This is a genomic window from Scopulibacillus darangshiensis, assembly GCF_004341035.1.
Taxonomy (GTDB): domain Bacteria; phylum Bacillota; class Bacilli; order Bacillales; family Sporolactobacillaceae; genus Scopulibacillus; species Scopulibacillus darangshiensis.
Genome location: NZ_SLXK01000044.1, coordinates 1 through 21,789, shown reverse-complemented (window position 1 = coordinate 21,789; position 21,789 = coordinate 1). Strand labels below are relative to the sequence as shown.

At 42.0% G+C, this 21,789-nt stretch carries 20 protein-coding genes; 16 read left to right on the top strand and 4 right to left on the bottom strand.

Annotation, left to right across the window (positions count from 1 at the left end):
• The first annotated feature begins 53 nt into the window (after positions 1–53).
• The 4 genes from EV207_RS19445 to sucD are packed head-to-tail and all read left to right on the top strand — an operon-like array spanning position 54 to position 3,872.
• Positions 54–1,100, top strand: a complete 1,047-nt coding sequence (locus EV207_RS19445) for a TAXI family TRAP transporter solute-binding subunit (RefSeq protein ID WP_132747821.1) — start codon at positions 54–56, stop codon at positions 1,098–1,100.
• Between the two features lie 24 nt (positions 1,101–1,124).
• Positions 1,125–1,898 (top strand): enoyl-CoA hydratase/isomerase family protein, encoded by a 774-nt coding sequence (locus EV207_RS19440; RefSeq protein ID WP_132747820.1) that lies wholly within the window; start codon positions 1,125–1,127, stop codon positions 1,896–1,898.
• Positions 1,899–1,903: 5 nt separating this feature from the next.
• Positions 1,904–3,013 (top strand): ATP-grasp domain-containing protein, encoded by a 1,110-nt coding sequence (locus EV207_RS19435; RefSeq protein WP_132747819.1) that lies wholly within the window; start codon positions 1,904–1,906, stop codon positions 3,011–3,013.
• A complete protein-coding gene (gene sucD, locus EV207_RS19430; protein ID WP_132747818.1) occupies positions 2,997–3,872 on the top strand; it encodes a succinate--CoA ligase subunit alpha in 876 nt (291 codons plus the stop codon). Before EV207_RS19435 ends, sucD begins: the two co-directional genes overlap by 17 nt.
• A gap of 140 nt (positions 3,873–4,012) precedes the next feature.
• Here sucD and EV207_RS19425 read toward each other — a convergent pair whose 3' ends face one another.
• The 3 genes from EV207_RS19425 to EV207_RS19415 all read right to left on the bottom strand — a co-directional run bounded on the left by EV207_RS19425 (position 4,013) and on the right by EV207_RS19415 (position 6,813).
• Positions 4,013–4,864 carry an MBL fold metallo-hydrolase gene (locus tag EV207_RS19425; RefSeq protein ID WP_132747817.1) on the bottom strand — a complete coding sequence of 284 codons (852 nt, stop codon included), beginning with the start codon at positions 4,862–4,864 and terminating at the stop codon, positions 4,013–4,015.
• Positions 4,865–5,054: 190 nt separating this feature from the next.
• The gene (locus EV207_RS19420) at positions 5,055–6,023 is read right to left on the bottom strand and encodes an FTR1 family iron permease (RefSeq protein ID WP_132747816.1); all 969 of its coding nucleotides are present in this window, start codon (positions 6,021–6,023) and stop codon (positions 5,055–5,057) included.
• A 259-nt stretch (positions 6,024–6,282) separates the two neighbouring features.
• A complete protein-coding gene (locus tag EV207_RS19415; protein WP_243647164.1) occupies positions 6,283–6,813 on the bottom strand; it encodes a hypothetical protein in 531 nt (176 codons plus the stop codon).
• A gap of 227 nt (positions 6,814–7,040) precedes the next feature.
• Here EV207_RS19415 and EV207_RS19410 point away from each other — a divergent pair, with 227 nt between their 5' ends.
• From EV207_RS19410 to EV207_RS19375, 8 genes are all read left to right on the top strand, one after another.
• A complete protein-coding gene (locus EV207_RS19410; protein WP_132747814.1) occupies positions 7,041–8,003 on the top strand; it encodes a formylglycine-generating enzyme family protein in 963 nt (320 codons plus the stop codon).
• A gap of 353 nt (positions 8,004–8,356) precedes the next feature.
• On the top strand, positions 8,357–9,313 hold the full coding sequence (locus EV207_RS19405; RefSeq protein ID WP_132747813.1) for a sugar kinase: 957 nt from the start codon (positions 8,357–8,359) through the stop codon (positions 9,311–9,313).
• Between the two features lie 44 nt (positions 9,314–9,357).
• Positions 9,358–10,377, top strand: a complete 1,020-nt coding sequence (locus EV207_RS19400; RefSeq protein ID WP_132747812.1) for a zinc-binding alcohol dehydrogenase family protein — start codon at positions 9,358–9,360, stop codon at positions 10,375–10,377.
• Positions 10,378–10,389: 12 nt separating this feature from the next.
• The gene (locus EV207_RS19395; RefSeq protein WP_132747811.1) at positions 10,390–11,013 is read left to right on the top strand and encodes a bifunctional 2-keto-4-hydroxyglutarate aldolase/2-keto-3-deoxy-6-phosphogluconate aldolase; all 624 of its coding nucleotides are present in this window, start codon (positions 10,390–10,392) and stop codon (positions 11,011–11,013) included.
• A gap of 15 nt (positions 11,014–11,028) precedes the next feature.
• Entirely contained in the window at positions 11,029–12,105 is a 1,077-nt protein-coding gene (uxuA, locus tag EV207_RS19390) for a mannonate dehydratase (protein ID WP_132747810.1), read from the top strand.
• A complete protein-coding gene (locus EV207_RS19385) occupies positions 12,102–12,938 on the top strand; it encodes an SDR family oxidoreductase (RefSeq protein ID WP_132747809.1) in 837 nt (278 codons plus the stop codon). The genes uxuA and EV207_RS19385 overlap by 4 nt, the downstream gene beginning before the upstream one ends.
• 33 nt (positions 12,939–12,971) lie before the next feature.
• Positions 12,972–13,982: a LacI family DNA-binding transcriptional regulator gene (locus EV207_RS19380; RefSeq protein WP_132747808.1), complete on the top strand. Its 1,011-nt coding sequence runs from the start codon at positions 12,972–12,974 to the stop codon at positions 13,980–13,982.
• Positions 13,983–14,056: 74 nt separating this feature from the next.
• The gene (locus EV207_RS19375; protein WP_132747807.1) at positions 14,057–15,319 is read left to right on the top strand and encodes an MFS transporter; all 1,263 of its coding nucleotides are present in this window, start codon (positions 14,057–14,059) and stop codon (positions 15,317–15,319) included.
• Positions 15,320–15,367: 48 nt separating this feature from the next.
• On the opposite strand, the gene EV207_RS19370 is transcribed toward EV207_RS19375, so the two are convergent.
• Positions 15,368–16,237 carry an AraC family transcriptional regulator gene (locus EV207_RS19370; protein ID WP_132747806.1) on the bottom strand — a complete coding sequence of 290 codons (870 nt, stop codon included), beginning with the start codon at positions 16,235–16,237 and terminating at the stop codon, positions 15,368–15,370.
• A gap of 125 nt (positions 16,238–16,362) precedes the next feature.
• On the opposite strand from EV207_RS19370, the gene EV207_RS19365 reads away from it, so the two are divergent.
• From EV207_RS19365 to EV207_RS19350, 4 genes are all read left to right on the top strand, one after another.
• On the top strand, positions 16,363–17,868 hold the full coding sequence (locus EV207_RS19365) for a UxaA family hydrolase (protein ID WP_132747805.1): 1,506 nt from the start codon (positions 16,363–16,365) through the stop codon (positions 17,866–17,868).
• Positions 17,869–17,886: 18 nt separating this feature from the next.
• Entirely contained in the window at positions 17,887–18,912 is a 1,026-nt protein-coding gene (locus EV207_RS19360; protein ID WP_132747804.1) for a zinc-binding alcohol dehydrogenase family protein, read from the top strand.
• Positions 18,912–20,417, top strand: coding sequence for a tagaturonate reductase (locus EV207_RS19355; protein WP_132747803.1), 1,506 nt, complete (start codon positions 18,912–18,914; stop codon positions 20,415–20,417). Before EV207_RS19360 ends, EV207_RS19355 begins: the two co-directional genes overlap by 1 nt.
• 181 nt (positions 20,418–20,598) lie before the next feature.
• Positions 20,599–21,681, top strand: a complete 1,083-nt coding sequence (locus tag EV207_RS19350) for an aromatic ring-hydroxylating oxygenase subunit alpha (RefSeq protein WP_132747802.1) — start codon at positions 20,599–20,601, stop codon at positions 21,679–21,681.
• The last annotated feature ends 108 nt before the right edge of the window (positions 21,682–21,789 follow it).

The window sequence follows — 21,789 nt, the reverse complement described above, 5'->3', positions numbered from 1 at the left end:
GTGAACCTGAGATGCAACACAGCAACATGCAATAGGATTCTAGGAGGTGAACGATGAAAAAAGTTGTTATCTGTATAATAGTCTCAATTTTAATGGTCGTTCTTACTGCATGCAGTAATCCGTATGCAACAGGTAAAAAGACAGATATGCACAAAACGTCAAATGGAAATAGTGGGCTTCATGTAGAAAAAGTCACTCACTTAACCTGGGCCGCTGGATCGCTAGGCGGCGGCTGGTACAGCATGGCCGGAGGGATTGCTTCCATTATTAATAAAACAAACCCTAAGATCATTATTAAGACTATACCCGGTGGGAGTTTGCAAAATATTCCCTTCGTCGAAAACGGGACTGCACAATTAGCGTGGGAACAGCCGGCATTTATTAAGGCAGCCGCTCAAGGTGAAGACCCCTTTAAAAAGAAGTATCCAAACATAGTAGCCATTGGTAACGGCTTTGGTTTTAACTATTTCCATTTTGCGGTCGATGCTAATTCTAAGATTAACAGCATAGATGAAATCTTTAAAAAGAAGATACCGATAAAAATCGCAGTCACACCTGTGAATAATACGGATGAATGGGTACTAAGAAAGGTTTTGGATTATTACGGCGTAACCTATAAAGATATTAAATCATGGGGCGGGAACATCTTCCACGGAAGCTACACGGAACAAGCGGAACAATTTAAAAATGGAAATGTAGATGCAATGTTTACACAACTCGCTATTCCAGGATCCGCTATAACTGAGGCTTCCAATGGCAGGGAAATGAAAATATTGCCAATGTCTAATGATTTAATTAAATACTTGTCCAAATACGGCATTGAAAAAGGAATATTGCCTGCGGGCACTTATCCAAAGGTGGTCAATGGAAACAAGGATATTCAGACAGCTATGATGGGTACTATTCTCGTAACAAATAAAGATGTGCCGGACAATGTCATTTATGAAATCACAAAAATTATTAATGACAACCAGGAGAGGCTGCCGTCCATCCAGGCAGCATTAAAAGACTATGACATCAAAAAGGCTGTTAAGAACCTAGGAACAGATTTGCACCCTGGGGCAAAAATGTATTACAAGGAAATGGGAATTATCAAATAATAAATAATTGGGAGGTTTTATGTCATGTTTTATAATAATATACTTTTTGAGGTGGAAGAGGGTATTTTAACGATTACGATTAACCGCCCAGAAACTTACAATGCCTTAAGTACTGAAACAAAGGCGGAGCTTACAGATGCTTTTGAAGCAGCAAATCGGGATAGTGAGGTTAAGGCGATAATTATAACAGGGGCGGGAAGTAAAGCATTTTCGTCAGGCCAGGATTTAAATGAGAGCAAAACTGTTAATCAGGAAACAGCTGATGCGTGGGTGGACGAATTTGATAAGCTATACAGGGTGATACGGAGTATCGAAAAGCCTATTATCGCTTCTATTAACGGTTTCGCAACAGGATCGGGTCTGCAGTTAGCGTTACTTGCTGACATTAGAATAGCAGCTAAAAGTGCTAAGTTCGGGATGACCGAAATCAATGTGGGTCTTCCTTGTATAATTGGAAGCACTATGTTTTGGGAAACGATGGGCAGAACCAAAACAATTGACCTTATTTTAACCGGTCAACTACTTAAAGCGGAAGAGGCAAAAGACTACGACCTTATTACAAGGGTTGTTGATGATAATGAATTAAAGGAAAAATCACGTGATTTGGCTAAAGAGCTTGCAGCCAAACCTCCTATTGGCATAGCTGTAAATAAGCGATGGTTTAAACAACTAGGGGACGAAAACTTTGATAATTGCATGGATTACGCCATAAAGGCCCATACAATAGCTTATGAATCGGGGGAACCTCAACAAGCTATGACCGAGTTCTTTGAAAAAAGAGCAGCTAAGAAGGGATAACTAGTATGAAACTTTATGAATATGAAGGGAAAAGGCTGTTTGAAAACTATGGTATTCCAATAGCTAAAGGATGGCTATGGCAGCAACTATCAGAAGAAGCGAGATATCCCCTCATGGCAAAGTCCCAAGTATTAACAGGCGGTAGGGGCAAGGCTGGAGCAATCGTTGAAGTGACTGATAGGTCAAAGGTCGTTCTTATAGCCCAAGATTTATTAAAAAAGACAATTCGAGGCCATAAAGTAAGCCATGTGTACTTAGAAGAAAAGATTGATTATGATAGAGAATTATATTTATCCATTATCTTGGACCGTAATAAAAAAAGGCCTGTTCTTCTAGCAAGCGGGAAGGGCGGTATTGACATCGAGGCCGTCTCAAGGCAGGATATTTTAACGATACCGATTCATCCTTTAATGGGTCTTCAAGCTTATATGAAGAGGAAAGTCTCCTATTTTTTACAGGTTGAGTTTCGTAAAATCGATGAAATCATAGATCATATGTGGCAGTTATTTAGCGATGAACAGGCTGAATTAATCGAAATTAACCCTCTTTTTGTCCAAAGCAATGGAGAAATGGTTGCTGGAGATGCCAAAGTTATTATAGATGGCCATACCAAACCATCGGCTAATATTGATTACTTACCGCGTCAAAAGGGGAGTTTTGAAGAAAAGTGTTCTGATATCGGTGCGGTGGGTGTTGAATTAGATGGAAACATCGCCGTGATTACTAGTGGTGCAGGATTGGGAATGGCTACCTTTGATTTGGTTTGCAGTAAAAGGGGAACCGTAAGAGCCTTGGTTGATTTAGGGGGGCATGTGATTCACGATGTAAATGCTGCGGAAGAACTTATTAAAGAGGTAAGAAGATTAAGTCCCAAGGGTATATTGTTTAACTTTTACTTCCAAGTGGCAAGTTGTAAGGTCACGGCTACTGCTATTGCTAACATTCTGGGCGGAGATTCCTTGCCAGTGGTCGTGCGATTACGGGGAATCGACCAAGAGGAATCCGAAAATCTTCTATCTGTATTCCCAAATATTGAAACAACCCATGATTTAGAAAAGGCATGTGAGCGTATTAACTTTAAATTGGAGGGACCGGGAATTGCCCATCATCGTTAAAGAAGAATCCAAAGTCATCATTCAAGGGATAACGGGGAATGTGGGCCGCGCGTTTGCTAATAGGATGATTCAATATAATACTCCTCTTGTCGCAGGCGTAACCCCTGGGAAAGGAGGGCAGTATATTCAAAGTATCCCAGTTTATAACTCTGTTGAAGAGGCAGTAGTCTTAGCCCATGCAGATACCTCTTTTATAAGCATCCCTCCGAAGTTTGTTAAACAAGCTGTTTTGGAAGCAATTGATGCAGGGATTAAAGTTATTGTCATTTATTCAGAAGGTGTGCCCATTCACGACAGTATGGAAATGGTCCATTATGCAAAGGCCCATCAAGTGCTCTTGTTCGGACCAAATTCAGCAGGAGTTGTCTCGCCGGGCAAAGCGAATGTTAGTGATATTCATGATACCATCCTAAAGCAAGGGAAGGTTGGGGTTGTTTCCAGAAGCGGGACTTTAACCTATGAAGTTATCGAAATGATTAACAAAATGGGGCTTGGGGTAAGTACGGTTGTTTGCTTAGGCGGGGATCCAGTTATTGGTGTTCAACATGCTGACATTTTACAGCGGTTTGAGAAAGACCCTGAAACTGACACTGTTATTTATATTGGCGAAATTGGTGGCAACGATGAAATGCTTTCAGCTGAGATAATTAAACAGATGACAAAACCAGTATTTGCGTATATAGCAGGAATGTATGCCCCAGAAGGAAAAAGAATGGGTCATGCGGGAGCTATTATTCGAAATTCCTCCGAAACTGCAGCGCAGAAACAACAAATATTGAAGGAAGCCGGTGCGGTTGTTTTGGATGTGTTGGTCGATTTCCCCCGATCCTACTCAGATAAAGCAGTTATAAATAAATAGGATGGCTGAAAAGCAGCGTTTTATTGCTTTTGGTCTATTTAAGGGTCAGACTTTGGTCTGGCCCGTTTTGACTTTTCCGATCCCGTCATTAATTCTTGGCTTTTAGAAAATCACGTTCGAATGCAGAGGGGTAGAAATAATCACCCCAAATACCCATTAACAAAAAAGCTAATCGTTTCGATATCATCTTCATTTAATCCCCTTGACAAGTTTTTAGACAATTCACGAGAAATAGCTTCCTGATCTCCATCACACTTTTCGGTAAGACGTGCTATGCTTTTAAAAAGGAGAAGTTGTGAATGAAACGCCTCTTTGGTTAGTGGTTTATCGTGATGTGATAGGACAAAAAAGTCTGCATCGTATTTTTCGACTCGTTGAATTAATTGGAGTGTATTCTCAAGTGTATAACTCCATTTTTTTGAATAGAGATTCGCATACATGCAATCTCCTAGAAATAGGACTTTTTCCTCCGGTATATAAATGATGCAAGAGTCATTGGAGTGATCTCCGCCCACATGTTCAATGACACAAGTCACTCCCCCTAAATGGATTGACAGTCGGTTATCGAAAGTAATATCGGGTGAAGGGAGAAAAACATCACGCCTAGTTCCCAGCTCTTTCTTCATAGCGTCAGCACAAAATGGGATTTCTGTTCCCTCTTTAACGCGTTGATCCAAGAATCTGTCTTCCCAGGAAAGATCCTGTAATTCTTTGACTTTGGTATAAGTTTTGCGATGAGAAATAATCGGGGTTTGTATCTCACTCATTCCAAATACGTGATCCCAGTGCCAATGGGTAAGGACAAGCAAGTCGGCGCTGATATGACGTTCTTCTAGTTGGCTTAGAAATAACCTGGCATGATTGGAAGAATTCCCAGCATCAATTAATACGGTTTTATCATCCCCTAAGACAGCCCCTAGAACAGGACGATCCGTTTCTTGATATGGCGGTAAGTATAAGATGCGATTGGTGAGTCGCTCGAGTTTCTGCAATGTTTTAAACCCCTTTAATTCATTTATTGTCCCAAAAGTATTTTATCATGTAAGAAAAAGGTGCTTCATTCAAAGATAGGTTGTCCCAGAGATTTATAAATATTAGCCAAGAAAAGCGAAAGTCTCCGGAAGTTATGCCAAACTGCAAAAGGGCAGCCCTAAGGCAGCCCTTTTTTGTAACGCGTTAAATTTATGCTGTTTTGATTGATAAGCTTTTCATTGCTTTTCGCTTAGTTAAGTAGCGTTGAAGGAAATAAGAGCCTAATACATAGACGACCGCAAGAGCCTGCAAGGACAAGCCTTCGACATTAGGGAATACGCAGAACCAAACACCTAACCAATCTGGGAATTGAGCATCAATAGATGTCGTGCTTAGCCACCCGGCAAGCTGCATTTCCTGTACAGTTTCGCCGACCATCACCGCAAGAACCATGACTAATAGGACACCTGTAAATACCAACATCTTTTTATGAGGAAGTTTCTTTTGGAATAAGAATGTCAGGACTCCCACAATTAATGTTAACGCCAAGCCAATCAATGTACCTTGGATGATAATTTCAGAGCCGACTTTTAGACGTAAGTTTTGAAGGAAGAGAACAACTTCAAAACCTTCACGATAGACGGAGGTTAGACCGACTAAAAATAAAGACCAGAAAGCGCCCGTTGAAACATCGGTATCTTTCTTTCCAATGAATTGTTGTTTCTTTTTATTATGGAGGCGGATCCAGCCAGACCAGTAAACTTTATGAAAAAACCAATTGAGAATAATCAATAATACGACCACAGCTAAGATACCAGTGAACGCTTGGATATTAAGTTGTGATGCATTAACGGAAGCAATAATTGCCACAACCACAAACCACGTTACGAGAGTGGCTACAAATGAAACACCTGCTCCGGCAGATATCGGTTTCCAATAGTTATCTTGCTTCTTACGAATTAGTCCGGAAATGATCGCCGCTAAAACGAGAATGGCCTCTAATCCTTCCCGGAAGACGAGAATAGCTGTGTTTATGATCGCGGAACCACGGGATATATGATTAGCAGTGGGGTCAGGATTCCCTTTAAAGTAGATGCCTTGCCACACGAGAACGCCAATTAAAATAACCAATGAGAGCGTAATTAAAGTAGTTTTCAAGTTAAAGACTTTATTGAGCAATTTTCATTCCTCCTATGTACACGATAATGATAATCGTTATCATTTGTCTGTTGGGTTAATTTTAGCTCCCTTTTGTCGGGACGTCAATACCGCAATGAATTTTGCTGCTATTTTCCTATAAAAGAATCCGGGGAGGACGCAAAAACGGGGGTGGAGGATGCAAAAAAACGAGGGGAGCGCATAAAACCTGAGGGGCGCGTATAAATCTCAGGTAGAGCACATAAACCGAAACCCCCCCTCGGCTTGCCGCCAAAATATCTTACATATTTTCTTCCTTTTTAGAAAATCCGGTAAAGGCAAAGCATGCTGTAAACGCGACCGCAGCGACTACGATGGCGAAAATCAAGCCTATGGCAGCCATAAAAGTATCTTCGCCTGGATAGGCAGGTTTCAATGTCACTAGTTTATAAATGAAAATGATCGTTAAAAAGAAATAAAAACTGCTTCCTATTAATCCCATCTTTAAACGATTGCTTCTTGTGCCGCGCCACGCTTTATTAATCAGCAGCCAAATAAGGATACTTCCGATCACAGCCAAAAGCATGACGAACAAATGAACAAATGGTATTAAAAAGAGCGTTAATAAGTAAAGGATAAAACCGGTAATAAGGAACAGAGCTGTGTTCATAATAAATAGAAATATTCCGGCGAGCCAATAGTTATGAAACCATTTAGCTTTCCCTAAATAATCCACTAGATTATTATCACCGCCAAGTCTGCCAAGGATGGGTCTTTTAAGTAACATAACAACGAGCACCCCTAAAACACCAATTAATAAGATAAAGGTCACGATATATCCCCCTAACATGCATTTCTTTACAACTCCTAAGATTAAACAACTACGTAATTGATTTGTAGTGTTGTTGTTGATTTAAATTATATGCTATTTAACTTATAATTCAATTAATAGTCAAAAAGGGTAAAATGGTAACTGAGGTTCTAAAAATCGGTTCAGGCTGCTTTGCTGGATCTTGTGTACGAAATCAAAGAATCTGACTAAGCGGGAGTGGAGATACAATGGAATCGGGGAAAACATCTTGTTGCGCAGCTAGCAGAAATCAGCACAATCATAAGACGGTGACAATGACTGATAACCAAATCATAACGCGCGGCAAGGCTTTGAAAGAGGATATGATTTATATTCCAGGCGGGAATTTTATGATGGGGACCAATAGTAACGAAGGCTTTCCGGCCGATGGTGAAGGACCGATAAGGAAAGTGAACTTAGCTCCTTATTACATTGATTCGGCTGTGGTTACAAACGCACAGTTTGCTGAATTCGTAGAAGCTACGGGTTACAAGACGGAAGCTGAAAGGTTTGGCTGGTCATTCGTTTTTCGTTCTTTTTTAACACCTGACACGGCAGCAAAGGTCACACAAGTCGTTCGCGGCACACCTTGGTGGTGTATGGTAGAAGAGGCTTATTGGCATCAGCCGGAAGGACCTGATTCAAGCATAGAAGGTCGCATGGATCACCCCGTCGTTCACGTCTCTTGGAATGACGCAAGCGCTTACGCCGATTGGACAGGCAAACGGCTGCCGACGGAAGCTGAATGGGAGTTTGCGGCGAGAGGCGGTTTGGAACAAAAAATGTACCCATGGGGAGATGAACTGACGCCAGAAGGCCAACACTATTGCAATATTTGGCAAGGCACATTTCCAAAAACCAATGCGAAGGAAGATGGATACTTTGGGACAGCTCCGGCCACGTCGTTTCCCGCTAATGGGTATGGATTGTATAATGTATCTGGGAACGTATGGGAATGGTGTTCCGATTGGTTTAGCAAAAGCATCCACAAAAGGGGGGGCCGCGACAACCCTAAAGGGCCCACAGAAGGGGAAACGAAAGTCATGCGCGGAGGTTCCTACCTTTGTCATAGATCCTACTGCAACCGGTACCGGGTGGCGGCACGCAGTTCGAATACCCCCGACAGTTCAACTGGAAATATCGGATTTCGCTGTGCGGCCGATGATGACTAATGTTGTGTAGCAGGAAAATATCGCATATGACACCTGGGACAAGCCTCACAATCTATGATATTTTGACTTTGATGATTGATTTACAATTAAAAAGCCGCCTTAGCTATCGCCCTAATGCAGGGTGATTTTTTTGCCAAAAGTGGGTGCGGGATCTAAAAATCGCCTGAACCTCATTATTTCCGCACTGAAATAGAAGAGCCTTTTAGCAATCTAATTAAAAATAAAGAAAATTGACGAAGCTTTTGCGAATCCCCTCTTGACTTTGAAAGCGTTATTATTTATTATATAGCTTATAAACCGATTTACTAAACCGATTTATATTCATATGTTAGTAAGATTCAGGGGGAAGGAAGATGACATCGAATTTTGGCGTACTCACATTAGGTGACGCAATGATAACGATGAATCCATCGGCTACAGGCCCGCTTCGATTTGTTCCGGGCTTTGAAAGAAAAGCAGGCGGAGCTGAATTGAATTTTGCTATTGGCTGTGCCCGGCTGGGTTTGCGGATGAAATGGATAAGCCGGTTAGGAAAGGACGAATTTGGCCGCTTCATCGACAATTTCGCCCGCGGAGAGGGAATCGATATGAGCGATGTTCGTCTTGTTGAGGGGTATCCTACATCGATCAATTTTAAGGAAATTCGTGAAGATGGCTCTGGGAAGACTTTTTATTATCGTCACAATTCACCGATTTTGACGATTGAGCCTGAGGATATTAAGGAATCTATGTTTGAAGACATTGACATTGTTCATCTGTCAGGCGTTTATTTGGCCATCGATCCAAGAAACATTTTAATTGCCAAGCGTGTGATTGAAGTGGCAAAAGGAAAAGGCAGTAAAGTGTCGTTTGACCCAAATATACGTTTGAAATTATGGACCATTGAAGAGGCAAGAAAAGCTTATTTTGACCTTTTCCCTTCAGTTGATATTTTACTTACCGGGAGAGACGAAATCCAGTTAATTTTAGAGGACGACCGCGAAGAGGCTCTCGAAACCTTTGCGGAAAAATATGATATTAATCAACTGGTCATCAAAGATGGAGAAAAGGGATCAAAGTTATATACTAATGGCCTATGGTTTGAGAAGGAAGCATTTCCGATTGTGCCTATTGACACAGTGGGAGCAGGAGACGGGTTTGATGCCGGCTATATTTATGCCTTGTTGAATGACTACTCCTCTGAAGAACGGCTCACCTTTGCAAATGGTATCGGAGCGATGGTGACAACGGTTTCCGGTGATAACGAAGGCTTGCCATATTTAGAAGAGGCACTTTCTTTTGTCCACCGGGAAGCTGTTATTGAAAGATAATCTACGTTATGTAAAATTTATTTTCTAACAAAGCAGGTGGAAAAATGAAAGCGGTACAAGTACGAAAAGCACACGAACTCGTTATACAGGAAGTTGAAAAGCCGGCGATCAAAAATCCGACGGATGTTTTAGTTAAGGTCAAGCGTGTCGGTATTTGCGGCTCAGACATGCATATTTACCATGGAACCAATCCGCTCGCTACACTGCCGAGAGTAGTTGGGCATGAAGTGGCTGGTGAAGTTGTCGAAGTTGGACCAGATGTGACATCGGTTCAAGCCGGCGACCATGTGGTGGTCGAACCGATTCGCTACTGTGGCTCATGTTACGCATGCAGAAAAGGAAGGCCGAATGTATGTGAGTCCCTATCTGTCTTTGGTGTCCATGAAGATGGCGGCATGCGTGAGTGGTTTGTGTTGCCCGAAAAACAAATTCATGTTGTGGATGCAAACTTGCCGTGGGAAGAAATTGTGCTGGCGGAGCCCTATACCATTGGCGCTCAAGCCACTTGGCGTGGACAAGTTGAAAAAGGCGATACAGTCCTCATACAAGGGGCCGGACCAATTGGCATTTGCATTCTGAAGATGGCAAAATTGCTAGGTGGGACGGTAATGGTGACAGACTTAAGCGATGAGCGCTTGGCCTTTGCAAAAGAGAATGGTGCAGACCTCACCGTCAATGCGGGCCGTGAAGATATTCAGAAGACTGTCTCTGAGTGGACCCATGAAGAAGGTGTCAATGTCGTGATCGATGCCGTTTGCATCCCGCAAACCTTCGAATTGTCACTAGATGTCGTCTCACCTGCGGGAACTTGTGTTGTATTAGGGTTTGATGAGCGGCCTGCCTCTATTTCAGAGCTTCCGATCACAAAAAAAGAAGTTACTATTGTAGGCTCCCGTCTGCAAACCAATCAATTTCCTAAAGTGGTCAAGCTATTGAACGAAGGAAAGTTGACTCACAATGGTCTAGTTACCCATAAGTTTCCTTTGGAAAAAGTTCAAGATGCCTTTGATTTTATTGAGAAAAACCCTGACAAAGTCCGAAAAGCATTGATTGAATTTGAATGAGGTGATCTTAGTTTGAATAACAAATACGAGGTTTTGCAAACGTTAACGGATGCCAAAATTGTTGCGGTTATAAGAGGAAAGCATGCGGAAGAAGCGATTCAGTTGTCTAAAGCAGCTGCAGAAGGCGGGATTCAGGCCATCGAAGTCACATATACGACACCGAATGCGGCAGATATTTTTCGGGCCTTGGAACAGACCGATGTTTTGCTCGGGGCCGGTTCAGTTCTTGATCCCGAAACAGCGAGGCAGGCCATGCTTGCGGGCGCGCGGTTTATCGTCAGCCCTCATTTTAATCAAGACATTGCCATTCTCTGCAATCGTTACAGTGTGCCTTACTTGCCTGGTTGTATGACAATAAGTGACATGGTGAAGGCGCTTGAAGCAGGTTGTGACGTGTTGAAGTTATTTCCTGCCAGTCACTTTGAGCCATCATTTATTCGCTCTATCAAAGGTCCGTTGCCAAACGTCAACGTCATGCCAACGGGCGGGGTGAATCTTGACAATGTAACAGAATGGCTAGAGGCTGGTGCAGTTGCTGTTGGGATAGCCAGCGATCTGAACAAAGCCTATCAAAAGGGCGGTTATCAAGCCGTTGTTAATCATAGTCAATCTTATGTAGAAAAATGCGCAAAATAAGCGGGGGTGAATGACATGAATGTGACATTTCGCTGGTACGGCCGCGACAATGATACAGTTACTTTGGAACAAATAAAGCAAATCCCCGGGGTAAAAGGCATTGTCTGGGCGCTGCATCAAAAACCTGTCGGCGAAGTTTGGGAAAAGGATGACATACAGGAAGAAGCGGACTATATCCGATCCTTTGGATTTCATACAGACGTTGTTGAAAGTGTCAACGTCCATGAATCCATTAAATTAGGGAATAATGACCGGTTTAAATATATCGAAAACTACAAACAGACGATTCGCAACCTTGCGGAAGCAGGCGTAAAAGTCATTTGTTATAATTTCATGCCGATATTTGATTGGACGAGAACGGACATGTTCCACCCGCTAGAAGATGGCTCGACAGCTTTATTTTACGAAAAAGCCAAGGTTGAAAATCTGGATCCGAAAGAATTAATCCGCACTGTTGCGGAAGCATCTGATTTAACATTACCGGGATGGGAACCAGAAAAAATGGCTCGTATTTCTGAATTGTTTGAGGAATACAAAGCGGTCGATGAAGAGCAGCTGTGGACTAATTTGGGTATTTTCTTAAAAGAAATTTTACCTGTTGCAGAAGAATGTGATGTGCAAATGGCGATTCATCCGGATGATCCGCCATGGTCTATTTTTGGGCTGCCGCGGATCATTACGGGGCCGGAGAGCTATGAACGATTGTTCGCCATATCGGATTCACCTTCTAACGGGATAACGATGTGTACCGGTTCAATGGGAGCAAATCCAGATAATGATATGGTTCAAATAGCAGAAAAGTATGCTTCTCATGCTCCTTTTTCACATATTCGAAATGTGAAAATCTACGAGAATGGCAATTTTACTGAAACATCTCATTACACACAAGATGGGTCTATTGATGTCAAAGGTGTTGTAGAGGCGCTTCACAAACAACATTACGGCGGTTATGTCAGACCGGATCATGGCCGACACATATGGGGAGAACAATGCCGCCCCGGCTACGGTCTTTATGACAGGGCATTAGGTGTGATGTACCTCCTTGGTTTGTGGGATGGCTCTGAAACAACAGGGAAAGGACAATTGTTATGATTCCAATACATGAAAACTTAAAAAATAAAGTTGCTGTCATCACAGGAGGAAGCGGTGTCCTTTGTTCTCAGATGGCTAAGGAACTGGCAAGGCATGATGTCAAGGTTGCGATCTTGAATCGTACGGCCGAAAAAGGGCGAAAAATTGCCGATGACATTCAGGGAAGTGGCGGATCAGCCATCTCGATCCCGACTGATGTATTAAGCCGTAGATCGCTTGAGGAAGCGAAAGAAAAGGTCATTGGAGCATTTGGCCATATCGATATCCTGATTAATGGGGCAGGCGGCAATGATCCGGCAGCTATTACTGACCCGGAAACATACGTAGAAGAAACAGAAGGGAAGTCCTTTTTTGACTTAGAAGAACAAGGGTTTTCTCACGTATTTGACAGCAATTTCATAGGTTCCTTTTTGGCGAGTCAGGTTTTTGGCAAAGAGCTTTTAAAAGTGAAATCACCTGTGATCGTGAATATGTCATCCATGAGTTCTTATGCGCCAATGACCAAGGTTCCGGCCTATAGCGCTGCGAAATCCGCTATTAATAACTTTACAATGTGGATGGCTGTTCACTTTGCTGATACAGGACTCCGGGTGAACGCCATCGCTCCAGGGTTCTTTTTAACAAAACAGAACCGGGATTTGCTTCTAAATGAAGACGGTCAGTATACAGCACGGTCGCAAAAGATCTTGGCTGGGACCCCTATGAAGCGGTTTGGCGAGCCGGATGATTTACTAGGGACACTATTATGGTTTGTTGATTCTGACTATTCGGGTTTTGTAACAGGTATTACAGTTCCGGTAGACGGAGGGTTCATGGCCTATTCCGGTGTTTAGGAACAAACACCTTGTAAAGATGGGAATGTCTAAATGAAAAAGATCACCATATCTGATGTTGCAAGGCACGCCAATGTGTCAAAAAGTACAGTATCTCAATTTTTGAACAAACGGTATGACTACATGAGCGAACGGACGAAAAGGAAAATTGAAGCAACAATTGGGGAATTAAACTACCAGCCCAATTTTGTGGCCAGAAGTTTAAAGCAGAAATCGACTTTTACAATAGGCGTTGTTGTGGCAAACATTTTGCATACGTTCTCCACTCATTTCACACGTGCTATTGAAGATATATTTCATAAACATGATTTTCAAATCATTGTTTGCAACGCTGATGACGAGCCGCAAAAAGAGAGGAAATATATTGAGATGCTGCGGGCCAAACAAGTCGACGGCATTATTATCTTTCCAACCGGAGGAAACATCGATTTATATGAACAAATGAAGCGTGATCACTTTCCGATTGTCTTCATGGACAGGATCATTGAGGAGTTAGAAATCGAAACGGTTTTGTTGGACAACCATTTAGCATCGCAAATGGCGGTTGACCAGTTTATCGAAAACGGCTATAACCGGATTGCAATTGTGACGACATCGATTATCAGGCATATCACTCCCCGTGTTGAGAGGATTGAGGGCTATAGGAAGGCACTAAATTCCCACGGTATTGAAGTTGATGAGGCTTATATTAAAACAGCGGATGCCGATCAGATGTCCAAGGCGCTCACTGAATTATTTCAGCTCGACATGCCGCCTCGGGCGATTTTGGCGGGGAATGATATCGCGCTAATTGAGGTTCTTAAATTTATGAAGGAAACGGGCAAACAGATACCTGAAGATGTTGCTGTTATTGGCATCGATGATGTGACATTTGCCAGCTTTTTCACCCCGCCGATCACGACGATTGCTCAGCCGACTAATGAAATGGCGGAGCGGGCTGCCAAGGGGTTGCTTGACCAAATGAAAAAAGAGGAAGGGGAGGAGCAGCTTCCAATCGTAGAGCGGTTTACGCCTTCCCTCATTGTTAGAAGTTCCAGTCTATAGACTTAAAAAAAGGGAGGATTCCCTTTTTTAAGCCAAAACTAAACCGTTTTACCAAAAGAAAAGGGGGAATTACCATGTTTGCGAAGGCTAAACTGCCGGTTATTATTATGTTATTTTTAGCAGGTGTGATTAACTATCTAGACCGTTCTGCCCTTTCAATTGGCGCGCCTTTTATCCAGCATGATTTAACATTGACCGCCACCCAAATGGGGCTTGTCTTCAGCAGTTTCTCTATAGGTTATGCGATTTTTAATTTTATAGGCGGGGTGGCATCAGATAAATTTGGCGCCAAATTAACGTTATTTGTGGCGATGATCGTCTGGTCTCTTTTCAGCGGGGCGATTGCCTTAGCCGTTGGATTTGTTAGTTTAATAGTGATTCGTATCGTGTTTGGCATGGGCGAAGGTCCGCTGTCAGCCACGATCAGTAAAATGGTTAATAATTGGTTCCCAACGGATCAGCGTGCATCTGTCGTTGGCTTAACGAATAGCGGAACGCCGCTTGGCGGAGCAATATCCGGACCGATCGTCGGTTTTATTGCAATCGCTTATAGCTGGAAAATTTCCTTTATTATGATAATGGTCATTGGTTTAATTTGGTCCGTTTGTTGGTGGTTATTTGTAAAAGATAAGCCGGCGAAAAATCCGGAAAAAGATGCTGTTGTTGAAGCTAAGACCCAACCGCAAGTAAAGTTGCCTTTATCATTTTATTTAAAACAAAAGACGGTATTGTTTACCGCATTTGCCTTTTTTTCTTACAATTATATCCTATTCTTTTTCTTAACTTGGTTCCCAAGTTATCTCGTTGATGCGCGCGGCGTCAGTGTGAAAGCAATGAGTATTATTACTGTAATTCCTTGGATACTTGGCTTTATTGGCTTAGCAGCAGGGGGATTCGTCTCAGATTATGTACTCAAGAAATGTGCGAATAAAGGTGTGCTTTTCTCAAGGAAAGTCATTCTCGTCTCTTGCTTGTTTGCCTCCGCGGTGTGTATTGGTTTAGCGGGGCTAGTTACAACAACTGTAAGCGCTGTTACGCTCGTCGCATTATCGGTTTTCTTTTTATATTTAACAGGTGCGATTTACTGGGCAATCATTCAGGATGTTGTCGATCAAAGTAAAGTAGGGTCTGTTGGCGGATTTATGCACTTTTTAGCAAATACGGCAGGTATCATCGGACCAGCGTTAACGGGATATTTAGTTGACCAGTCTGGAACATTTACCTCTGCGTTTTTACTCGCAGGAGGGTTAGCGATATTTGCTTCACTTGCCGTCATCCGTTTTGTCCGGCCGATCATCAAGCCTTCTAATGGTTTGGCTGATAAGCAAAGCGTTTAATGTAAAGTCTTAACAAGCAGAGGATATAGCTGTCTTATTGAAAGATAGCTATATCCTTATTTTTGTTCTTTTTCTATAGTTCGCTGGTGTTGTATCCATATACTTTTTAAAGATGCGGTGAAAATGGGTCATGCTCTCAAACCCGCACATTTCACCGATATGCGCGACACTATCATTCGTTTCTAATAGAAGTTCTTTTGCTTTGATGATTCTTTTGGTATTTAAATAATTAATTAACCCTATCCCCGTTTCCTCTTTAAATGTTCTGCTAAAATATGATGGGCTGACTAAGCATTTATTGGCAAGCTCTGTTAAAGTTAATTTTTTACTAAGGTTTTTATTAATGTACTCTAAAATATCCTTAATCCAATCTAATCCATAAGCCTTTTCCTTTATATCATGCTCGTTTTCTGCACGGATGCGATACAAATCAAGGATGATCTGATGGACGATTAATAAAGAGGCATGTCTTGATCCAAGTCTTTTTTGAGTGATTTCATTGTTAATCCTTTGAAGGTGGTTCTCCATCACTTTTTGATTTTCTTTTTGAATAGGGATTTTATACCTGCCTCGTTTTTTTGTCATTTCAAACAGATTTTGATATGAAAATGAATCATCAAGCAAGACATTATAAATCAATGTAGGCGAAAAAAAGATAATCGTAGATGTAACCGGATCATCCTTGTCAGGTATCGCACGATGAATGGTATTGTTCGGTATCAAAAAGACATCGCCCGGCTGCATGTCATAAAAAACATCCCCAATAAAAAAACTGCCTTTGCCGCTGTAAACATAAACGATTTCATAATCATCATGCATATGATCAGATAATTCCTTCTGAGGGCTCTTGGTATCTTGATAGATAAAAGAAAAAGGGAACAGCGAATCATGCCGTTTCGTCTTTTGAAATGTTTTCATCCTCGTTACCTCCTGTCTCTATTTTACATCAAAATATGGTATAAAGAGGGCAAAAGACGTGATTTATAGACCAATTTCCAATGATAAAATAAAGAAAATAAGAAAAAAAGGCGAGGAGGAAGCATATGAGTAAAGTGATTCAATTACATGTGAACGATGATGTTGCTATTGCTTTGGGTGACATTCAAAAAGGAGAAAATATCCGGATGCAAGCTATAAATAATCAGATGATCGAGATCAATGTTCTTGAAGATATTCCAAAGGGTCATAAAGTTTCCGTGCGTCCTGTAATGGAAGGCGAGGATGTTACCAAATTTGGCTATTCGATCGGCAAAGCAAAAGAAAATATTTCTGAAGGCGCTTGGGTTCATACTCATAATCTAAAATCCGGTTTGAAAGGGATATTGGATTATACGTATCAACCCGGCCGCGAGTATCATGCCGAAAGCGAATCAAAACACACTTTCCAGGGGTATCTGCGCGAAAACGGGGAAGCGGGAATCCGCAATGACATTTGGATTATTAATACGGTTGGCTGTATTAATAAAACATGTGAAGTCCTGGCAAAAATGGGGAATGAAACGTTCAAAGACCGGAAATTTGACGGAATTCACCATTTTCCCCATCCATATGGCTGCTCGCAATTAGGCGATGACCTGTCGCATACGCAAAAATTACTAGCAGCATTGGTCCAGCACCCTAACGCGGCGGGCGTGCTGGTTGTCGGATTGGGATGTGAAAATAACCAGATTGATGCCTTTAAAAAGGTTATAGGGGATTATCCTCCAAACCGAATTAAATTCTTGAAAGCTCAAGATGTCGATAATGAATTAGACATTGGTTTGGGGTTAATCGAAGAGTTAGTAGAGTATGCTGAACAATTTGAACGTCAACCGATCAGCGTGTCGAAATTGAAAATTGGATTGAAATGCGGCGGATCAGACGGGTTTTCCGGGATTACAGCCAACCCATTGGTCGGGGCGCTATCTGATCTCGTTGTCGAAGAGGGCGGTACAACGATTTTAACAGAAGTTCCAGAAATGTTTGGAGCGGAAACCATTTTAATGAATCGGGCAAACGACGAAGAAACGTTTCATAAAATCGTCCATTTAATTAATAACTTTAAAGAATATTTTATCCGCCACGGTCAAGAAGTTTATGAAAATCCTTCACCTGGCAACAAAGATGGCGGCATCAGCACCCTTGAGGAAAAGTCTCTTGGCTGTACGCAAAAAGGCGGACACGCAAATGTAGTTGACGTCAGACCGTACGGTGAGAGAGCAGTGAAGCCTGGGCTGAATTTAGTAAATGCTCCCGGAAACGATCTTGTCTCTGTTACAGCCTTAGCTGCTGCTGGCGCCAATATCGTTTTATTTACAACAGGGAGAGGAACGCCATTTGGCGGTCCAGTACCTACTGTGAAAATCGCGACAAATTCAGATTTAGCTGACCGGAAAAAGCATTGGATTGATTATAATGCCGGGCAGTTGCTAGAGGGCAAAGATATAGCTGAATTAAAGCACGACTTTTTCCGATATATTCTTGACCTCGCTTCAGGCGAAAAGAAAACTAATAATGAGCGGTTTGGCTTTAGAGAAATTAGCATTTTTAAAGAAGGAGTCATTCTTTAGCAAAGGGAGTGTTAGCCAATGAAAAGTATCACATGCGCCCGGCCTAACCAATTTAAAATGTTTGCGGCTGAACGGCCTGTTCCAAAAACAGGACAAGCATTGATTCGTATTCGCCGTATTGGTATATGCGGAACAGATATGCATGCCTATAGAGGGAATCAGCCCTTTTTCACTTACCCGCGTGTACTCGGTCACGAACTAGCCGGTCATATTGAATCTATGCCGGATAATGTATTGGGTTTAAATGCCGGCGACCAAGTCTCGATCATACCTTATATGGCTTGCGGCAATTGTATTGCTTGCAGAAATGGCAAATCGAACTGCTGCACGGATATGAAAGTACTAGGCGTCCATATTGATGGCGGAATGAGTGAATGGATCACAGTTCCTTATAATCAATTAGTAAGAACTGAAGGGCTTACCCTCGACCAATCTTCGATGATAGAGCCTTTGAGCATAGGAGCACACGCGGTAAGGCGCGCTGCAATCCAGGAAGGGGAGTTTGCACTTGTTATTGGTGCGGGGCCAATCGGCTTGGGCGTTATGGCCGTTGCTAAGGAACAGGGTGCCAAAGTCATCGCCATGGATTTAAATGATGAAAGATTAGTATTTTCACGTGAATGGGCAGGGGTGGATTATGCCGTCAATTCTTCAGAAAACGCTCTAGAACAACTCGAAGAGATAACTAATGGGGATCTGCCAACTGTTGTATTTGATGCTACTGGAAATCCTGAGTCAATGACAGCTGCCTTTCGCTACCCAGCACATGGCGGAAAATTAATCTTTGTTGGTTTGGCAAAGGCCGATATTTCATTTAATGATCCGGACTTCCATAGTAAAGAACTTACCCTTATGGGGAGCCGCAACGCGACCCGGGAAGATTTCGAGTATGTGGTGAATTTGTTTAAAAAGGCTCGCGTTAATATAGCTTCTTATATTACACACCGGGCTCATTTTGATGACATGATAGATCAATTTGAAGGCTGGCTGCTTCCCGAAACGAAAGTCATTAAAGCCGTTGTAGATGTGGGAGGTAAGTGGTGATGAAAAGAAAACCGCAACATTTGAAATGTCTTAATAAAAATAATCTGCCAGCCGAAGATCAGCAAGCAATAGCAGATTATCCTATTAAAGTCTTGCAAATAGGGGAGGGACATTTTCTTCGCGGCTTTTTTGATTGGATGATTCATGAATGCAATAAAAAGGGATATTTTAACGGAAGCATCGCTGTGACCCAGCCACGCCCACAAGGGAAAACAAAAATAGAAAAATTAAAGCAGCAAGATGGCTTATACACTCTGCTGATCCGTGGATTGCAGAATAAAAAAGTAGTAAATGAAAAAGAGACTATTTCTGTCTTTTCAAGGATAATCGATCCCTACACAGAATGGGGCGAGTTTTTGGCGTTAGCGAAAAGTCCTGATTTGGAATTTGTCGTTTCAAATACGACAGAAGCGGGGCTTAGCTATCAGCAAATGCCTTTGGAAGAAGGTGTACCGATGACATCTTTTCCGGGAAGGCTCACCATCTTTTTATATCAACGCTATCTTCATTTTAACGGGGATTCAGACAAGGGCCTTATCATGCTGCCTTGTGAGTTATTGGAGGAAAATGGTGATAAGCTAAAGCAATACGTCGTTCAACACAGTAAAGATTGGGAACTGTCGACGGCTTTTATTAACTGGTTGGAACAAGATAATCTTTTCCTTAACTCTCTCGTCGATCGAATCGTAACGGGCTATCCAGTTATGGAAGCAGAAAAATGGACCGCAGAATCGGGGTATGTTGACCAATTATTAAATACAACAGAGCCCTATTATTTTTGGGCAATAGAAGCCGATCCATCGTTAGATCGGCTGCTGCCTTTGAATAAAGCAGGTTTAAATGTGCATTGGGTGGAGGATTTAACCCCCTATCAAATCAGGAAGGTGCGTATATTAAATGGTTCACATACAATCATTGCGCCGTTAGGCATCTTGTATGGATTGGATCATGTCGGTCAGGTTATGGCAGATTCTGAATTTAAAGGATTTTTGCAAAAGACAATCGAAGAAGATATTCTTCCAACGTTACCCTATAATCGCCATGACATGATGCAATATGCCGAAAGTGTGCTGGAGCGGTTCATAAATCCTTTTGTTCAACATCAGCTTGCCGATATTTTATTAAACAGTATTTCCAAGTTTAAGGTTCGTCTTCTTCCAACATTAGTTGCCTATTTTGCAAAGGAGGAACAACTTCCTGCTTCTCTTGTAACAGCTTTTGCAGGTCTTATACGCTATTATAAAGTGCAAAAGTCCGAAGATAATTATGTAGGAACGCGCTTTGATGGCAGTGAATATATCGTAAAAGATGATCAGCTGGCATTGGATTTCTTCTGCGAACAGTGGTCAAGTTTTGAGGCAAAAGACATGTCACTTAAACAATTGGTTAAGAAAATTATCGGTAATAAACTTTTATGGGATAAAGATTTAAATCGTATAACTGGGCTTTCTAATGCAGTATGCAATAATCTTAAGGAAATAATTAATAGGTTTAAGGATAGGTAAGTTAAAATTGGTTATATTCGATTACCCGAGTAAAACACGACTCGATCTGAGTTCTGTTTTACTCATTTTTTTGGCCAAAAAAGGTGTAGAATCCGTCCCGTCTGCCAAATGGTGAGTTGGCACACTTCTTGCTTATTTAAGGGTGAATCAACCAATTTTCACCTTGAAAGGGGATTTCACAATGAGTGTTCAGGGTTCAAATGTCAATGCAGGTCAGTTAAAAACGATCCCTTATCGGTTTTATACTGATTCAGGTGTCCTTCAGGAAGAACAAGAAAAAATCTTTTCACAATCATGGCAGTACGTAGCACACGAAAGCCAAGTCGCCTATCCCGGGGATTTTATAACATGTGAGGTTGCAGGTGAGCCCATCATTGTTATTAGGGGCGATGACGGAAAGCTGCGGGCCTTTTACAATGTTTGCCCTCATAGAGGGACACAGATTGAAAAGAAGGAAGCGGGCAGTAAAAAAATATTGCAATGTTCCTATCACGGCTGGACGTTTAAATTGAACGGCAACCTTAATAAAGCGCCAAACTTTAAAGGTGTTGAAGGGTTTTGCGCGAATGATTTTTGCCTTCATGCCGTCAGAGTTGAAACAGAGGCTACACTTGTTTTTGTTAATTTGGATCCTGGCGCCCCATCATTGGCATCCGCCTATCATGACTTTTTTGATGACTTTAAACGATTTACTTTTTTGGATCAGTTAAAAAAGAGCCACGTCAGAACACGGACGATAAAGTCAAACTGGAAGGCTTTTATTGATAATTTCCTGGAATGTGATCATTGTCCGATTGCCCACCCTGGCTTTGCGGCAACATTGGATTTAAGCAAATACCATATTGTCAATGGAGAAAGCTGTAATATTCAGGGCTCATCCATTAAGGATAAAAAGGGAAGCGGAACAATTGATCTGGATTTGAAAAGCGCAGAGGTGCAAGAAGGGCGGTTTTATTGGCTTTGGCCGAACTTTATGGTCACCGTTTACCCGGGGCCTGGGAATATTTCCACCATTCAAATGGTCCCTGTTGATCATGAAACGACGTTAGGCATTTACACCTTTTATTTAATCGGTGATGAGCCGACAAAAGAGCAAAAGATCCTTATGGATTTTGCTGAGCAAGTGCGGATCGAAGACGTGGAACTCGTCGAAATGGAACAAGTCGGTTTTAAATCACGCGCTTTTGAACATGGCATTGTCTCTCCGACCGAACATGGGGTTTATCATTTTCATCAAATGCTGCGCCAAGCGTTAAATATTTAAATAAATCACGAATGGTAGTGTCAAAAGTTCTATGAAAAACCTGCATGGGTTACAATAACTACCATTTGATTTGAGATAATACCCGCAATCGCTCTTGACAAACAGTCG

Excerpts from the sequence above, each read along its gene's own strand:
- EV207_RS19445 (WP_132747821.1), top strand. The coding sequence starts at position 54 with ATGAAAAAAGTTGTTATCTGTATAATAGTCTCAATTTTAATGGTCGTT.
- EV207_RS19440 (WP_132747820.1), top strand. The coding sequence starts at position 1,125 with ATGTTTTATAATAATATACTTTTTGAGGTGGAAGAGGGTATTTTAACG.
- EV207_RS19435 (WP_132747819.1), top strand. The coding sequence starts at position 1,904 with ATGAAACTTTATGAATATGAAGGGAAAAGGCTGTTTGAAAACTATGGT.
- EV207_RS19410 (WP_132747814.1), top strand. The coding sequence starts at position 7,041 with ATGGAATCGGGGAAAACATCTTGTTGCGCAGCTAGCAGAAATCAGCAC.
- EV207_RS19405 (WP_132747813.1), top strand. The coding sequence starts at position 8,357 with ATGACATCGAATTTTGGCGTACTCACATTAGGTGACGCAATGATAACG.
- EV207_RS19400 (WP_132747812.1), top strand. The coding sequence starts at position 9,358 with ATGAAAGCGGTACAAGTACGAAAAGCACACGAACTCGTTATACAGGAA.
- uxuA (WP_132747810.1), top strand. The coding sequence starts at position 11,029 with ATGAATGTGACATTTCGCTGGTACGGCCGCGACAATGATACAGTTACT.
- EV207_RS19385 (WP_132747809.1), top strand. The coding sequence starts at position 12,102 with ATGATTCCAATACATGAAAACTTAAAAAATAAAGTTGCTGTCATCACA.
- EV207_RS19380 (WP_132747808.1), top strand. The coding sequence starts at position 12,972 with ATGAAAAAGATCACCATATCTGATGTTGCAAGGCACGCCAATGTGTCA.
- EV207_RS19375 (WP_132747807.1), top strand. The coding sequence starts at position 14,057 with ATGTTTGCGAAGGCTAAACTGCCGGTTATTATTATGTTATTTTTAGCA.
- EV207_RS19370 (WP_132747806.1), bottom strand. The coding sequence starts at position 16,237 with ATGAAAACATTTCAAAAGACGAAACGGCATGATTCGCTGTTCCCTTTT.
- EV207_RS19365 (WP_132747805.1), top strand. The coding sequence starts at position 16,363 with ATGAGTAAAGTGATTCAATTACATGTGAACGATGATGTTGCTATTGCT.
- EV207_RS19360 (WP_132747804.1), top strand. The coding sequence starts at position 17,887 with ATGAAAAGTATCACATGCGCCCGGCCTAACCAATTTAAAATGTTTGCG.
- EV207_RS19355 (WP_132747803.1), top strand. The coding sequence starts at position 18,912 with ATGAAAAGAAAACCGCAACATTTGAAATGTCTTAATAAAAATAATCTG.
- EV207_RS19350 (WP_132747802.1), top strand. The coding sequence starts at position 20,599 with ATGAGTGTTCAGGGTTCAAATGTCAATGCAGGTCAGTTAAAAACGATC.